The organism is Variovorax paradoxus (genome assembly GCF_030811855.1).
Lineage (GTDB): Bacteria > Pseudomonadota > Gammaproteobacteria > Burkholderiales > Burkholderiaceae_C > Variovorax > Variovorax paradoxus_L.
In genome coordinates, this window is the sequence record NZ_JAUSRN010000002.1 from 1 (window position 1) to 14,911 (window position 14,911).

Genomic DNA, 14,911 nt, shown 5'->3' on the forward strand with positions numbered 1-14,911 from the left:
CTGTGGGTGGCGCCGATGCGGGCGCACGCCTGCATGGCGATGACGCCTTCGACGGTCATGGGCATGTAGACGATGACGCGGTCGCCCTTCTGGATGCCGGCGGCCTTCAGGGCATTGGCGAACTGGCTCACGCGGGCGAGCAGTTCCTTGTAGCTGACCTGGGTGACGGCGCCGTCGTCGGCTTCGAAGACGATGGCGGTCTTGTGCTCCACGGGGGTGCCGATGTGCTTGTCCAGGCAGTTGGCGCTGGCGTTGAGTTCGCCGTCGCCGAACCATTCGTAGAACGGCGCCTTCGACTCATCCAGGGTCCTGGTGAAGGGCTTGGTCCACGCGAGGTTGTCCTTGGCCAGGCGGGACCAGAAGCCCTCGAAGTCCTGCTCGGCCTCCTGGCACAGGGCCTCGTAGGCGGGCATGCCGGAGATGCGGGCACCCTGGGTGGCGCGGGCGTCGGGCGGGAACACGCGGTTCTCGACAAGGACGGATTCGATGGGGTTGGGCATGCTCATGTAGTTTTCGGACACGTCGTCCGTCGTTGATGTTTGTCGTTCGTATCCGATGGAATGCGCTGGCTCGATGCGTCAACTCATGGCGCCTGCCATGCGACGTGTCCCCCCTCGAACATCTTCTGCAGACGTCCGCCCTGCACCAGCGCATTGACGCTGGCCTGCAGCGCCTGGGCCAGGTCGGTTGCGTCCTTCTTCACCGCCATGCCCACCGCCCAGCCATTGCGCTGGATGCGTACCGAAGGCAGCGGCGCAATGGCAAAGCGCGCGTCGCCGTGCAGCACCGACTCCATCTCGGAGGCGAGCCCCGCGGCGGCCGCCACCTCGCCGCGCTGAAGTGCGCGCGCGGCCTCGGCGCCGTCCTTCGGCTGGGTGTCGAGCTGCCCGCGGTAAGCGCCGTTGTCGGCGCCGATCATGAGCCAGCCCGCCAGCGTCTTGCCGGACACGGCAACCTTCGCATCGCCCAGCGACGAAAGCGTTTCCATCTGCGGCAGCCGGTCGAGGCGCCGCGCCAGCACCACGCGCTCGCGGTAGTACGGCGCAAAGATGAGCGCCTGCGGCGTGTCGTTCATCAGCGGGCGGTCCACCGGAACATGCAGCAATACATCGGCCGGGCCGAAACCCAGGTAGTGGCCGCGCCACACCATGTTGCGCAGGTCGTCGCGCATGTTCTCGTCGGCCTGGAACGGCAGCAGCGAGAGCTTCACGTCCAGCGCGCCTGCCAGCGCTTGCGCCAGCTCCACATCGATGCCCTGGCCGGCCACGTGGAACGGCGGCATCTCCTGGTAGATCGCTACGCTCAGCGTGCCGCGTGCGCGGATTTTTTCGATCGCTCCCGCGCGCGCCGTGCCGGCGAGCGCGGCCACGCCGGCGGCCGCGGCCCAGCGCAGACAGTTGCGGCGCGACAGCTGCACGGAAGAAGGAAGTGTGTGCATGGCAGCTGCCTCACAACGGCTTGTCGCGCCGCGTCTCCAGGTACGACTTGATGGACCAGATCGCCTCCTGGTTCATCGTTCCTTCGAACGGCGGCATGTAGACGGCGCCATTGCGCGTGCGGCCGCGCCGCACGGTGGTGAGGAAGAAGTCGTCGATCTCCTTGACGCAGGCCGCCTTGCGCGCCGCGTCCTTGAGCGAGGCGCAGTCGTTGTCGAGCTTGCGCAGGTCGGGCGCGATGCCGCCGGAGATGGCGTCGATGCCGTGGCAGCGCGCGCAGTTCTGGTTGTAGGCCGACGTGCCTATCTGGACGGCCCCGCCGTTGCCGCGGAACGGATTCTCCGCGCGCCATTGGTCGCCCAGCTTGGGCAGGGACGACGTATCGACGGCCTGCGGCGTGACGTCGCCGTGGGCCCAGGCAGCGCCGGAAGCGACGGCGGTCAGCATTGCCGCCAGCAGAGCACCGGCCGCCTTGCGCAGCCTCGGCGTACGCACCAGGGGCCGCAGGGTTCGTGGATCGGGATTCATCATGAAGGTCTCCGTTGTGGTGATGGGGAACCCGCACGAATGCGCAATCGCTGTGCCAACGCCCCATTGCTTCAAGCGGGAACACAAATTGCCTTAGCTGTACCGTCCCGGCGCCGGGACAGTGCCCCAAGGGCCGATTGCTGTGGCATGCTTGCCTCGGCAGCGTCGGCTTCGAACACTTCGCCCCTGGAGATGTTCCAAAATGAAGCGAACCAGTGAGAGCATTCGAACTGGCCAGAGACAAGTTGCCGGCTCAAAGAAGCAGGACAGGAGACAAAAGATGGTTGACGCCCTCCAAGCCCCAGCCAGCCCTCCCCAGGGCTGGACCGCGCCGTCGGCGCTGGCCGTCGCTCCACCCGGAGCCGGCCGCACTGAACTGATCGAGCAATGGCATCAGCGCTGCGCTGCTCTGGGCCTGTCGCGCGTCGAACGCCCGGACTTCGAGCCGATGCAGCGCAGCGATCTCGTGGTGGCGCGTGAGCGCAACCAGCGGCTGTTCACGCACGCGGCGCCGGTGATGGAGATGCTGCTCGAGCAGATCGTGGACACCGACAGCATGATCGTGCTGGCTGACACCACCGGCACCATCCTCCACTCGGTCGGAGACGACAGGTTCTTGCAGCGCGCAAACAAGGTGGCGCTCACGCCAGGGGTGAGCTGGGCCGAGCATTCCAAGGGCACCAACGCCATCGGCACCACGCTGGTCGAGGAGACGCCGACGGTCGTGCATGGCGGCGAGCACTTCATCCACGCCAACAACTTCCTCACCTGTTCGGCCGCGCCGATCTTCGACCCCCGCGGCGAGATGCTGGGCGTGCTCGACGTCACCGGCGATCAGCACTCCTATCACCAGCACACCATGGGCCTGGTGCGGATGTCGGCGCGCATGATCGAAAACCAGTGGTTGTCCGACGACTACGGCAATCGCCTGCGGCTGCACTTCCATGGCCGCGCGGAGTTCATCGGCACGCTGCTCGAAGGGATCATCGTCGTCGGTGCCGACGGCAAGATCCTGGGCGCCAACCGCAGCGCGCTGGACCAGCTCGGCATGAGCATCGCCGCGCTGCGCATGCAGAGCCTGGCGAGCCTGTTCGGCATCACGGCCTCGGCCGTGTTCGACCATTTCCGCTCGCCGCTGCCCGCGCCGATGATGCTGCACGCGGCCAGCGGACAGTTGTTCCACGTCAGCGCCCGGTTCAACGGGCCGCAGCGCGGAATGGTGCTGGACATGCCGGTGACCTCGGTGGAGGCGCGCATGTCCGGCGAGGCTGGTGCCCGTGCAACACCCGCGGCGCGCGGCGATGACGCCGCAACCGCGCGACAGCCTTGCCCGGCCTCGAACCCGTCCTTCTCCGGCCTGCACTACCTGGACACCGGTGATGCGCAAATCGCGGCCACGCTGCAGAAGGTGCGGCGCGTCATCAACCGCGACATTCCCCTGCTCATCATGGGCGAGACCGGCACGGGCAAGGAGCTGCTTGCGCGCGCGGTGCACCAGGACTCGAACCGCGCCCGGCAGCCCTTCGTCGCGGTCAATTGCGCTTCCATTCCCGAGTCGCTGATCGAGGCCGAACTGTTCGGCTACGAGGAAGGCGCCTTCACCGGCGCGCGCCGAAAAGGCGCGGTCGGACGCATCGTGCAGGCCCATGGCGGCACGCTGTTCCTGGATGAGATCGGCGACATGCCGCTTTCGCTGCAGGCCCGCCTGCTGCGGGCATTGCAGGAACGCAACGTCACGCCGCTGGGCAGCCTCAAGTCGATTCCGGTGGACATTGCCGTGATCGGCGCCACGCACCGCAACCTGCGAGAGATGATCGGCGCAGGCACCTTCCGCGAAGACCTCTACTACCGCCTCAATGGCCTCGTGGTGCGGCTGCCGGCGCTGCGCGATCGCAGCGACCTGGACGTGGTGGCACGGCGCATCCTCCTGGCCGAATGCCCGCAGGACACGCCCGAGATCGAACCTTCGGTTTTGGCACTCTTCAAGGCCTATGCGTGGCCGGGCAACCTGCGCCAGTTGGCCAACGTGCTGCGCACCGCGGCCGTGATGGGCGCAGGCGAAAGCCACATCTGCGAACACCACTTGTCGGACGACTTCCTGGAGGACGTGCGGCGCGTGCGGTCCCATGCGTCGCCGACTGCGCCGGCGCAGGCTCCGATGCCAGTCGCCCCTCAGGCGACCGCTCTGTCAGAGCCTGCGAACGCTGCCGCCGCGCCCGAATACGCGATGCTTCCTTCGCGCGAGGCCGAGCCCGTGCCCGCCGCTCTGCCCGAAGCCTCGCGCACGCTGGGTGAAGCCGAGATCGACATGATCCGCAGCGCCCTCGCGGCCGCCGACGGCAACATCTCCGTCGCCTCCAAACGGCTGGGCATCAGCCGCAACACCATCTATCGCAAGCTGCGCTGGAACAAGGTCGAATGACAGGGCCCATCTAAGGCCCCCTGGGGAAATCCCTGTACCAGCGCGGCACGGCGCTGTTCCGGCCTGGAGCAACTCGCGCGGGCCGATGTCGCATTCAAGCCCGCTCAGGCGGGTTTTCCCGCCCATGCCTGGCACCAACCCTTGGCCGCGATCTGCTTGCGGCCGAACATGGCGCAGCCCGCCCAGGCATCGGCGGGTGTGCCCTGCCACATGGCGCAGTTCACGCATTCCTGCGTGACCGCGTGGCGTGGGTACTTCTTCTTGTCGACCGTCTTCGTGTCGTGCCTGTAGCCCAACTGCACCGCCATCTCGTCGCTTTCCTCGACGCGCGGCGGTGCGGCCCATACGACGCTCACCGGCAGCGCCGCCAGCAGGCAGGCGCCACCGGCTGCGCGGCCGACGAAGTTCCGGCGGGAGGCGTCGCCGCCCCCTTCAGTCTTGCGATTCGTCATGCCGCGCTCCTCAGTGGGGAAGCCACGCGAACGTCGCCCGCACCCGCGGTGCGCGTTGTGCCGGCGGAAGGGATCTTGAAGACCCACACCATGCCGCCCTGCTCCAGCAGGTTGACCTTCTTGGCCACTTCGCCGCCCCACAGCGGCACCGCGCCTCCCCAGCCGGAGACCACGGCCACATACTGCTCGCCGCCCTGCTGCCAGGTAACCGGCGGCGCGACCACGCCCGAGCCGGTCTGGAACTCCCACAGCACCTTGCCCGTCTTGGCGTCGGCCGCCTTCAGGTAGCCCTCGGGCGTGCCCCAGAACACCAGGTTGCCTCCGGTGGTGAGCACGCCGCCCCACAGCGGCGCGCCGTTCTTGATCTCCCACGCGATCTTGCCGGTCTTCGGATCAACTGCGCGCAGCGCGCCGATGTAGTCATCGTTGAGCGGCTTGATGGTGAAGCCCGAACCGAGGTAGGCCGCGCCCTTCTTGTACGCCACGGGCTCGTTCCAGATGTCCATGCCCCATTCGTTGGCGGGCACGTAGAACAGCTTGGTGTCAGGGCTATAGGCCATTGGCATCTGGTTCTTGCCGCCCAGGAAGCCTGGCGCCGCGAAAACCGAACTGCCCTTCTTGCCACCGTCGCCGTCGACCGGGTTGCCCGGACGGTTCTCGGCCACGAAATTCGGCCGCCCGGTCTTCAGGTCGATGCCGTCGGCCCAGGTGGTCTTCTTCACGAAGGGAAAGGCGTTGAGCAGCTGGCCGGTGGTGGCGTCGTTCACGTAGAAGTAGCCGTTGCGGTCGGCCTTGCCGCCCACGCGCCGGCCGTCCATGTCGAAGGTGACGAACTCGTTCACGCCGTCGAAGTCCCAACTGTCGCTGGGCGTGTTCTGGTAGTGCCACTTGATCTCGCCGGTCTTCACGTCGATGGCCACCGTCGAGCACGAGAACAGGTTGTCGCCCTTGCGCAGGTGGCTGTTCCACGGTGCCGGGTTCCCGGTGCCGAAGTACGCCAGGCCGGTCTTGGCATCGAAGGTGCCGCCCAGCCAGGTGGCGGCGCCGCCGGTCTTCCAGAGGTCGCCCGGCCAGCTCTTGTTGGCGGTGCCCGAAACGCCCGCTTCCTGCTTGTTGCCGTCCTTGTCGTAGGTGTAGCCCATGTGGCCTTCGACCGTGGGGCGCGACCAGACCATGCGGCCCGTCTTGGCGTCGCGCGCCTCGACGCGGCCGACGATGCCGAACTCGCCACCCGAGACGCCTGTGAGGATCAGGCCGTTGGCAATGATCGGCGCGGCGGTGGCCGAGTAGCCTGCCGCGTAGTCGTCGATCTTCTCCTTCCAGACCACGTCGCCGCTGTTCTGGTCGAGCGCCACCAGCTGCGCGTCCAGCGTGGCGAAGATCACCAGGTTGTCGTAGAGCGCGGCGCCGCGGTTCACCACGTCGCAGCAGGGCATGATGCCCTCGGGCAGGCGGTGCTCGTACTTCCACAGCTTCTTGCCGGTGGTGGCATCGAGCGCGTAGATGCGCGAGTACGAGGCAGTGACGAACATCTTGCCCTTGTGGATCACGGGCTGAGCCTCCTGGCCCCGTTGCTTCTCCCCACCGAAGGAGAAGGCCCATGCCGGGACAAGCCGGGACACGGTGCTGGTGTTGACCTGCTTCAGCGGCGAGTAGCGCTGGCCCTGGGTGTTCACACCCCAGGTCAGGACGCTGCCGTTCTTCGTGGCTTCGGACTGGATCATCTTGTCCGTGACTTGCGCGCCGGCGTTGCCGGCCGCGGCCAGGCCGATGGCCATGAGCGCGTTCAAGAGCTTCAATTGCATGGGGTGTCTCCTCGTGGGTGTGGATGGCGGATCGAGCGTGCCCAGGGGCATGCCTCCACGAGAGTCAAGGGCAATGACCATGCCACGCGCCATGCGGCCTTGCTGGCCCTTCCAAGGGCCTTGCCTGGGGGATTTGCCGCGGGTTTCCCCGCTGCACTGCTACAAGGTCGAACAGCGCTCGAGCCGGTACCGCTTCATCTCGCCACAGCGGCGTGGCTCGCTCCGGCACATAGACGGCTCACTGCGGGCAGCGAGAGTGCGATTGAATCGGTGCGATGCGTCCAGCCTAGGAAGGCTGCGTCAGCCGTGAGCTCCATTCCTCCACGAAACGGGCGGCTTGAAACTTCATGCATTGAAGCGCGGCTTCACGGGTCGGCTGCTGGGTGACCACCAGCACGCAGCACTGCGTGAGTTCATGCCGCAGTTCGGCCCTTCCGGCATAGACGCCTTCGACCGCGAGCTCGAGCTCCACCGCGCAGCTCCAGCCTTCGGGCAAATCGAAATCCATCAGGGATGCGGTCATGGTGGCGAAAGCATAGGCCGCTGTTCCCGAGTATGAAATCCCTCGTAAGTACCCTGTTTGAATTGTCTGCCGCAGCCTTGGCTCGCGCCAAGGCCTATGCCGGACGTGGAATCGATAGGCGGCCTCGGCCAGGGTATCTTTCGGACGCGACCGCATGGGAGGGGTGCGAGCCTGCATCGTCGATCCAGGTCGAAGCCCGGGCGGTGGCAAGCCGCTTGAATTCCCCTTTCCATCGGGAGATGCACCTTGGCGTATGCGCTCTTCAACCGGATCCTGGCATCGCAGCTGCCCATGCAGTTCTCACATCCGTCCGAGATAGACCGCCTCAGGGACCTGCGCGATGCCGGGTACATCAAGGTCGCGTTCTCGCCGCCCCACAGCGCCGTGCCGCTCTGCGCGACAGTGAGCGAAGTCACGAACCTGGGCCGCGCGGCGGCGCGCTACTTTGGGTCGCCTGGGCCTGCGACCTGATTCGAACGATCTGCTTTCCGCCCGCCGCATGGGCCGTGCTTTCCGTCCGACATTCCGTAGGGTGTGATCCGCACAACGGCATCGGGTTCGGCCTCTCCCCAAACTGCCACTGTTCGATGAATATGTTTCGACAGTGCCAGCAACACCCATCGAGTACCTGCTCGAAATCGAGCACGCCAGCTTCCCGGTCCACGTTCGAGACCCGGAGGTCATCCAGGCCATTGCGGTTCTCACCGCGCTTGGCTGTGTGGAGGCGGAAATCTCGCCGCCGCTGGATCTGCGCCGCTCCTTCGGCGACTACGAGAGCGCGGTGGTGAAGAAGATCACGCCAGAAGGCATCAACGAACTCGCCCTGGAATACGGCTAGACCGGCCGCACCGTCGCGCGCCTCTTGAATCCGGGCCGCTCGCCCACATCATTCAGGCGACCAGAAAAATCGGAGGAAGATGATGCCGAGGTCTTCGGATGCACGTACCGTCGCAAAGCTGGCGTGGGAAGCGGCATGGGAACGTCTCGACAACGCATTGCAGCCGCCACCGGGCTATCCGGAGCCCACGCCGGAGCAACTCCGTGAGTGCTTTCGCATCGCGCAGGAAAAGCTGGACACTCTCCGCAGAACCTATGACGTCGCAGCCGTTGCAGGCGAGTGATGCGCGGCAGCCACGCGCGGCTGGCTCCTGGCCGAGCCAAGGCTGCGCTCAATGAACTCGCAAAAACCAGAAAAGAGGGTATTTCCCGAACCTAAAGTCAGGCATCGGGCAGCCAACGCCGCGTACATTACCGCCACGTACTATTTGCGCGGTCCATGCACTTGAACTCTTTACTCCTGGTTGCGCTTCTGCTCCTTGCAAGCGGCTTGTTTTGGTGGTGGACCTTTGGAAGCGGCTTCTTCGCCGTGATCGTCGTCGTGGTGCTGGGGCTCGGCGCCGTGCTGTACCTGGCGATCCGCGGCGACCGGACCATCAAGGACGAACTCGACGCCCAGCTTCCAGACAACGACAGCAAGGAGCTGTAGGCGCGGCTGATTCCTCTCGATGCCTGCTCGTTGCGGCCATCGGGTTCCCGTCGATCAGAGATACCTCGTCTCGGCCGGCGATTCGAACCAGTTGTTATTGCGCCCATCCATGTATCGAACCGGCGCTGAAGCCAGTTCCTCGACCGCCGCATCGTCCAGGCAGGTGACGTTCACGCTCACGTAGGCGCCGCCGATCTCCGGCACATTGCCGCGGCCGAACGAACGGACGCCGCAATGCCGGCAGAACAGATGCTCGGTGCTGTGCGTGTTGAACTGATAAAGCGAAAGCGCCTCCTCACCCGACAGAAGCCTGAAGGCCTCGGGCTTGACGATGGCGCCCCAGGCGCGGGTCTTGGTGCAGATGGAGCAGTTGCACTTGCCGGTGCCTTGGCTCAGGTCGATGTCCGCCTGGAACCGTACCTTGCCGCAGTGGCAGCTTCCGCTGTATGTCTTCTTCATGTGTCATGTCCCGGGTGATTAAAGAAGACCCAAGGCTAAGACCCATTGCGGACAGTTCCTGTCCTCGATCTCGCAGGCATCATGCCGGCCATGCTGTCTGCCTCCGCACGCCTCATCCGGCTCCTTTTGCTTTTCCAGGCCCAACGTTCCTGGACCGGCGCCGAGTTGGCCGCCCGGCTTGAGATTACCGAGCGCACGCTGCGCCGCGACGTCGACCGGTTGCGCAGTCTGGGCTACACGGTCGACTCGACTTCCGGTGTCGCCGGCGGCTACCGCCTGGGTGCCGGCACCTCGCTCCCACCGCTGCTGCTCGAAGACGAGGAAGCCATTGCAGTCGCGCTGGGGCTGGGCGCCACGGCCGGCGGCGCGCTGAGCGATATCGAAACCGCCTCCATGCGTGCACTGGCCAAGCTGGAGCAACTGATGCCGCCGAGGCTCCGGAGGCGCCTGGAGAGCGTGCGCGCGTCGGTGGTGCCCGTGATGCGCGGCAAGCCGGGTGTCCGTCTGAAAGCAGTGTCGCTCCTGGCCGAAGCCTGCACCGAAAGACTGGAGTTGGTCTTCAGCTACCGCGACCACCACTCCACCGTCAGCGCACGCACGGTGGAGCCGCATCGCGTGGTGCAGACGGGGCAGCGCTGGTATCTGCTGGCGTGGGACACGGCGCGCCAGGACTGGCGCACTTTCCGCCTCGACCGCATCGGAGACCCCGTTCATACGGGCGCCCGGTTCACGGCGCGAAGGCTGCCGCACGGAGACATCGAGGCCTACATGCGGCGTGCGCTCACGGTGTCGCCGTTCCTGCACCATGCGCGCGTGGTGGTGCACGCGCCCGTCGAGGCGCTCGAGGCGCACATGGCCTGGGTCGGCGGCACTCCAGAAGTCGTGGATAAACGCCGCACGCGCATCGAAACCGGCGCCAATTCGCTCGACGCCCTGGCCGTGTGGCTGGCCTGCCTGGGACACGATTTCGAGATCGAGTCACCCAAGGAACTGGTTGGGCATCTCGCGCTAGTTGCGGCGCGGCTCGACAAGGCCGCGCGGCTTTAGCTTCAGCGCAAGGCAAACGCCAACGTCACGGCGCCCAACGCCAGCAGCCCGAGCCCGGCGATGAAGACCATCTCGCCCCAGGCCTCCAGCCGAACGCCTGATCTGCGCGATCGCATCGCGATGAAGGACAGCAGCGCGCTGGCCAGGAAGACCAGCGCGTCGATGGCCAGCATGCGGTCGATGACGAGCCGCAAATCGTCGCGCGGCCCCAGGTGGCCGATCGACATCACCGTCATGCACACGCCTATCATGGTGGCCGACGTGGGCAGGATGTGAGCCGAAAGGCCGCCGGTCGATGAGGTCACGTTTCGCCCTGGCACCTGTTGCCGCCGCTCATCCAATCCGCACCGGTACGAAGATCTTGTCTTCGCCGCGCTGGATCAGGAGCGCCACCGACTTGTCGGCCTTGGCCACCACCTCGCGCACCTGTTCCAGGCTCTTGGCGGGCGTGCCGTTGATAGCCAGCAGCACGTCGCCCGCCTGCACCCCGGCCAAGGCCGACGGCCCCGCGACGTCTTCGATCAGCAGGCCGTTCTCGATCGCGGCCTCGCGCTTTTCCTGCGGCTGCAACGGCCGCAGCGCCAGGCCAAGCTTGCCCTGCCCCGCTGCACTTTCGTTCTTCGCGACCTGGGTAGGCTTTTCGCTCGCATCTCCCAGCTTGGCCGAGAGTTCCTGGCGCTCGCCTTGGCGCCACAATTCAATCGTCACCTTCTTGCCGGGCGTCATCTGGCCGATCACCGCGGGCAAGTCGCCCGAGGAGACGATGGGCTGGTCGTCCACCTTGCGGATCACGTCGCCGGCCTTGATGCCGGCCTTGTCGCCGGGGCCGCCTTTCTCGATATTCGAGACGAGCGCGCCCTCGGGCTTGTCGAGCTTGAAAGAGTCTGCGAAAGCCTGGTTCACCTCCTGCACCGCCACGCCAAGGCGCGCGTGCGTGGCCTTGCCTGTTGCAACGATCTGGTCCTTCACCTGCACGGCCACGTCGATCGGAATGGCGAACGACACGCCCTGGTAGCCGCCACTGCGGCTGTAGATCTGCGAGTTGATGCCGACCACCTCGCCGCGCGTGTTGAGCAGCGGGCCGCCCGAATTGCCGGGGTTCACCGCCACGTCGGTCTGGATGAACGGCACGTAGCTGTCGTCAGGCAGCGAGCGGCCCTTGGCGCTCACCACACCGGCGGTGACCGTGCTCTCGAAACCGAAGGGCGACCCGATGGCCAGCACCCATTCACCGACCTTCAGGTTCTTGGTGTTGCCGAGGGCCAGCGTGGGCAGGTCCTTCGCGTCGATCTTGAGCACCGCGATGTCTGTCTTGGCATCGGCGCCCAGCACCTTGGCGCGGTATTCGCGCCGGTCGGTGAGCTTGACGGTGACCTCCTTGGCGTCTTTCACCACATGCGCGTTGGTCATGATGAGGCCGTCAGGGCTCACGATGAAGCCCGAGCCCTGCGCCCGCACCGGCACGTCGCGCTGCTGAGCGCGTGGGCCCATCTGGCCCTGGAAGCGGCGGAAGAACTGGAACATCGGATCATCGGGGTCGATGCCCTGCATCTCGGCCGCTTCGGCGTCCGACGCTTTCGCGGTGCCAGTCACGCTGATGTTGACGACCGCGGGGCCATCGCGCGAAGTGATGGTCGAGAAGTCGGGCAGCGTCACCATCGCGGCTGGCGCCACGCTCGCTGCGTTGGTCGGCGCATTCACGGCACGGGCACTGGTGTAGGCGCCGGCACCGACGGCACCGATCACCCCGGCGGTCGCCAAGGCAACGACCAGGGCATGGGGAGAAGTGAGGCGGGTGTTCATTCTGGCTTTCCTTTCAATGCGTCTGTACGCAAATACGATGAAAGGAATGTCGGTGCGCTGGCTTAAGCGCGGCTTAAACAGCAAGCCAGTGCTCGAAGCGAGTTCAGGCCTTGGAGGGAAAGCGCACCAGCACCCGCAACCCGCCCAGGCTCGGAGACGCGGCAAGCGTCACCGTGGCACCGTGCAGGTCGGCAATCGACTTGACGATGGCAAGGCCGAGCCCGCTCCCCGGCGCCTGCGGCTCGCCCGAGCGGTAGAAGCGATCGAGCACCCGCTCGCGCTCTTCTTCGGGCAGGCCCGGCCCGCTGTCGTCCACGCTGAGCTCGACCCCCGAGTCGAGCGTCGCAATGCCGACGTCGACGCGGCCTTCTTCAGGCGTGTACTTGACGGCGTTGTCGATCAGGTTGCGCAGCAGCATGCGCAGCGCCTCGGGCTGGCCGCTCACCACGGCGTCAGGGTCGGCGTGCGAAACACCGATGTCGATGCGGCGGGCCTGCGCGGCCGCGACGGCATCTGAAATCGCCAGGCGCGCCACCTCGGCAAGGTCGACCGGCTGCGGCTTAGCACCGGCGGCCATGCTGGCCTCGTGCCGAGCCAGGGCCAGCATCTGCTCGACAAGCCGCGTGGCGCGATCGATGCCCGCGACCAGCCGGCTCACAGCCAGATCGCGCGCTGCGGCGTCGGGCGCACGCTGCAAGCCCTGCACCTGGAGCTTCAGCGCAGCGAGCGGCGAGCGCAGCTCGTGCGCCGCATCGGCCACGAAGTGCTTCTGCGCATCGAAGGCGTGGCGCACCCGGTCGAACAACAGGTTGAGCTCCTGCACGAGAGGACGCACCTCGTCGGGCAGGTCTTCCTCGCTCACTGCGGAAAGATCGTCGGCTTGTCGGGAGGCAACCTGCTTGCGCACGCGCGCCACCGGCGCAAGAGAGCGGCTTACCACCCACCAGACCACCAGCATGAGCAGCGGCGCCATCAACGCGACCGGCGCGATGGTGCGCAGCGCCAGCGACCCGGCCATGTTGCGGCGCGCCGCCATGTCCTGCGCTACTTGAATGACCAGCCCGCTCGTCTGCATCGAGAACACGCGGTAGGTGGTGCCGCGTGCACGCACGTCGGCAAAGCCCAGCACCGCCAGTTGCGGCAGTGCCGCCTGCTCGGCGGATTCGAAAATGCGCACGCCGTCGGCGGTCCACACCTGCACCACGAAATCGAAGTTCTGCTCTCCACTGCCGATGCCGCCGACCGCCGCGCTCGGCGGCAAGCCCGCGCGCAGCGAGAGCGCCATCTGCTGCATGTGATAGTCGAAGATGTCGTCGGCCTCTTTCAACACCGTTCGGTAGGCTACCAGCGCCTGCGCGCCGGCGGCCAGGACGATGGCCGCAAGCAGGAACCACAGCAGGCGCGCGCGCAGCGACCCGGTCAGCGCGCGCATCATGCCTTCGGCACCATGTAGCCCACGCCGCGCACGTTGCGAATCAGCTCGGCACCGAGCTTCTTGCGCAGGCCGTGCACATAGACCTCGACGGCATTGCTGCTGATCTCGTCTTTCCAGCTGTAGAGCTTTTCTTCGAGCTGGGCGCGCGACAGCACCATTCCCGGCCGCGCGATCAGCGGCTCGAGCACGGCCCATTCGCGCGCCGACAGCACCACCGGCTGCCCGCCCACCGTGACCTCCCGCGTGGCCGGGTTGATGCTCACGCCCATGTGCTCGTACACCGGCTCGGCGCGTCCGGCGGCTCGGCGCAGCAAGGCACGGATGCGGGCCAGCAGTTCGTCCAGGTCGTAGGGCTTGAGCACGTAGTCGTCGGCGCCCGCATCGAGCCCTTCGATGCGCTGCTGCACCGAGTCTCGTGCGGTGGCAATCAGTACGGGCATGCGCTGCTTGCGGGCCCGCAGGCTCCGCAGCACCTCGAGCCCGTCGCGGCGCGGCACGCCCAGGTCGAGCAGCACCAGGTCGTACTGCTGGGTGCGCAAGGCGGACTCGGCCGCATCGCCGTCTTTCACCCAGTCCACGGCGTATTGCTCGGCGCGCAGCAGGTCGAGCACGGCTTCGCCGATCATCACGTCGTCTTCGAGAAGCAGGAGTCGCATGGTTGTGGTGTGCGTTTTCGGGATTCGAGGCGGCGGCAGCGCGGAAGTTCAGATCACAGCAGCGACCTGACCTCGCGCGCCGCCTCGAAGAGCAGCGGCAGCATCTCGCGCTGGAGCGTTTCTTCCTGGTAGCGCGTGCCCGAGAGCACCACGTTCAGCGCGGCCACCGTATGGCCCTGCATGTCGCGCAGCGGCACCGCGAGCGCCTGCACGCCGAGCTCGTGTTCTTCGCTGGCAAAGCAGTAGTCGTTCTTGCGTACGCGGGACACCAGCTGGCGCAGGCCGCGCGCCTGGGTGGTGGTGTTCGGTGTCAGCCGCGCGAGGTGGCGCCCCTTGAGCCACTGCGTGAGCTGGGCTGGCGCCATGGCCGCGAGCAACACCCGCCCTGTCGAGGTGGCGTGCGCGGGCAGCCGCGCGCCCAGGTGCAAGCCGTACGCCAGCACGCGGGTCGGCGTGCCGTAGCTGCCGCTGCGCGCGATGATGACCACCTCTTCGCCGTCGAGCACCACGGCCGAGAACGACTCACCCGTTTGTGCCGCGAGCCGGTTGAGCGTGGGTTGCAGCGCACGCGGCAGGCGTGACGACGCCAGGTAGCTGCCCGAGAAGCGCAGCACCTTGGGCGCCATCCAGAAATAGCTGCCGTCGGTTTCCAGATAGCCCAGGTGGGCCAGCGTGAGCAGGTGCCGGCGGGCGGCGGCGCGCGTGAGTCCCGCGCGCTCGGCCGCCAGGGTGGCATTGAGCCGCTGGCGCTCGGTATCGAAGCTTTCGAGCACCGCCATTCCCTTGGCAATGCCCTCGATGAAGTCGGCTTTGGCGATGGTCATGCGAGTCAAGGTGCGAAGTGTTGCGCGATCATCGC

Annotated in this window: 18 protein-coding genes; 6 read left to right on the forward strand and 12 right to left on the reverse strand. The window is 66.6% G+C overall.

Annotated features, from left to right (window positions below; genetic code table 11):
• The 3 genes from J2X92_RS04820 to pedF all read right to left on the reverse strand — a co-directional run.
• The coding region (locus tag J2X92_RS04820; protein WP_307573871.1) for an acetyl-coenzyme A synthetase N-terminal domain-containing protein at positions 1–506 on the reverse strand (506 nt) is incomplete at its 3' end.
• Between the two features lie 77 nt (positions 507–583).
• Positions 584–1,438 (reverse strand): substrate-binding periplasmic protein, encoded by an 855-nt coding sequence (locus tag J2X92_RS04825; RefSeq protein ID WP_307573873.1) that lies wholly within the window; start codon positions 1,436–1,438, stop codon positions 584–586.
• A 10-nt stretch (positions 1,439–1,448) separates the two neighbouring features.
• Positions 1,449–1,967 (reverse strand): cytochrome c-550 PedF, encoded by a 519-nt coding sequence (pedF, locus tag J2X92_RS04830; RefSeq protein WP_307573875.1) that lies wholly within the window; start codon positions 1,965–1,967, stop codon positions 1,449–1,451.
• Positions 1,968–2,244: 277 nt separating this feature from the next.
• Between pedF and J2X92_RS04835 the strand changes: the two genes are divergently transcribed.
• The gene (locus tag J2X92_RS04835; protein ID WP_307573877.1) at positions 2,245–4,386 is read left to right on the forward strand and encodes a sigma-54-dependent Fis family transcriptional regulator; all 2,142 of its coding nucleotides are present in this window, start codon (positions 2,245–2,247) and stop codon (positions 4,384–4,386) included.
• Positions 4,387–4,490: 104 nt separating this feature from the next.
• Here the strand turns inward: J2X92_RS04835 and J2X92_RS04840 are convergent, their stop codons facing one another.
• The 3 genes from J2X92_RS04840 to J2X92_RS04850 form a co-directional block, all read right to left on the reverse strand.
• A complete protein-coding gene (locus tag J2X92_RS04840; RefSeq protein WP_307573879.1) occupies positions 4,491–4,838 on the reverse strand; it encodes a high-potential iron-sulfur protein in 348 nt (115 codons plus the stop codon).
• Entirely contained in the window at positions 4,835–6,643 is a 1,809-nt protein-coding gene (locus tag J2X92_RS04845) for a PQQ-dependent methanol/ethanol family dehydrogenase (RefSeq protein WP_307573881.1), read from the reverse strand. Before J2X92_RS04845 ends, J2X92_RS04840 begins: the two co-directional genes overlap by 4 nt.
• Before the next feature lie 286 nt (positions 6,644–6,929).
• A complete protein-coding gene (locus tag J2X92_RS04850; RefSeq protein WP_157634425.1) occupies positions 6,930–7,166 on the reverse strand; it encodes a hypothetical protein in 237 nt (78 codons plus the stop codon).
• Between the two features lie 246 nt (positions 7,167–7,412).
• On the opposite strand from J2X92_RS04850, the gene J2X92_RS04855 reads away from it, so the two are divergent.
• The 4 genes from J2X92_RS04855 (at position 7,413) to J2X92_RS04870 (ending at position 8,652) form a co-directional block, all read left to right on the forward strand.
• Positions 7,413–7,637 carry a hypothetical protein gene (locus tag J2X92_RS04855; RefSeq protein WP_307573883.1) on the forward strand — a complete coding sequence of 75 codons (225 nt, stop codon included), beginning with the start codon at positions 7,413–7,415 and terminating at the stop codon, positions 7,635–7,637.
• A 133-nt stretch (positions 7,638–7,770) separates the two neighbouring features.
• Positions 7,771–8,004, forward strand: coding sequence for a hypothetical protein (locus J2X92_RS04860; RefSeq protein ID WP_307573884.1), 234 nt, complete (start codon positions 7,771–7,773; stop codon positions 8,002–8,004).
• Positions 8,005–8,086: 82 nt separating this feature from the next.
• On the forward strand, positions 8,087–8,287 hold the full coding sequence (locus J2X92_RS04865; RefSeq protein ID WP_307573886.1) for a hypothetical protein: 201 nt from the start codon (positions 8,087–8,089) through the stop codon (positions 8,285–8,287).
• 155 nt (positions 8,288–8,442) lie between these two features.
• Positions 8,443–8,652, forward strand: coding sequence for a hypothetical protein (locus tag J2X92_RS04870; RefSeq protein WP_307573887.1), 210 nt, complete (start codon positions 8,443–8,445; stop codon positions 8,650–8,652).
• A 54-nt stretch (positions 8,653–8,706) separates the two neighbouring features.
• Here J2X92_RS04870 and J2X92_RS04875 read toward each other — a convergent pair whose 3' ends face one another.
• The gene (locus J2X92_RS04875; protein ID WP_307573889.1) at positions 8,707–9,111 is read right to left on the reverse strand and encodes a GFA family protein; all 405 of its coding nucleotides are present in this window, start codon (positions 9,109–9,111) and stop codon (positions 8,707–8,709) included.
• Positions 9,112–9,156: 45 nt separating this feature from the next.
• On the opposite strand from J2X92_RS04875, the gene J2X92_RS04880 reads away from it, so the two are divergent.
• Entirely contained in the window at positions 9,157–10,158 is a 1,002-nt protein-coding gene (locus J2X92_RS04880; RefSeq protein WP_307573891.1) for a helix-turn-helix transcriptional regulator, read from the forward strand.
• A gap of 2 nt (positions 10,159–10,160) precedes the next feature.
• Here J2X92_RS04880 and J2X92_RS04885 read toward each other — a convergent pair whose 3' ends face one another.
• The 5 genes from J2X92_RS04885 to J2X92_RS04905 all read right to left on the reverse strand — a co-directional run bounded on the left by J2X92_RS04885 (position 10,161) and on the right by J2X92_RS04905 (position 14,876).
• Entirely contained in the window at positions 10,161–10,463 is a 303-nt protein-coding gene (locus J2X92_RS04885; protein WP_307573893.1) for a hypothetical protein, read from the reverse strand.
• Positions 10,464–10,491: 28 nt separating this feature from the next.
• On the reverse strand, positions 10,492–11,961 hold the full coding sequence (locus tag J2X92_RS04890) for a DegQ family serine endoprotease (RefSeq protein WP_307573895.1): 1,470 nt from the start codon (positions 11,959–11,961) through the stop codon (positions 10,492–10,494).
• 103 nt (positions 11,962–12,064) lie between these two features.
• On the reverse strand, positions 12,065–13,396 hold the full coding sequence (locus tag J2X92_RS04895; RefSeq protein WP_307573896.1) for an ATP-binding protein: 1,332 nt from the start codon (positions 13,394–13,396) through the stop codon (positions 12,065–12,067).
• On the reverse strand, positions 13,393–14,052 hold the full coding sequence (locus J2X92_RS04900) for a response regulator (protein ID WP_307573898.1): 660 nt from the start codon (positions 14,050–14,052) through the stop codon (positions 13,393–13,395). The genes J2X92_RS04895 and J2X92_RS04900 overlap by 4 nt, the downstream gene beginning before the upstream one ends.
• A gap of 53 nt (positions 14,053–14,105) precedes the next feature.
• Positions 14,106–14,876, reverse strand: coding sequence for an IclR family transcriptional regulator domain-containing protein (locus J2X92_RS04905; protein ID WP_307573899.1), 771 nt, complete (start codon positions 14,874–14,876; stop codon positions 14,106–14,108).
• Between the last annotated feature and the right edge of the window lie 35 nt (positions 14,877–14,911).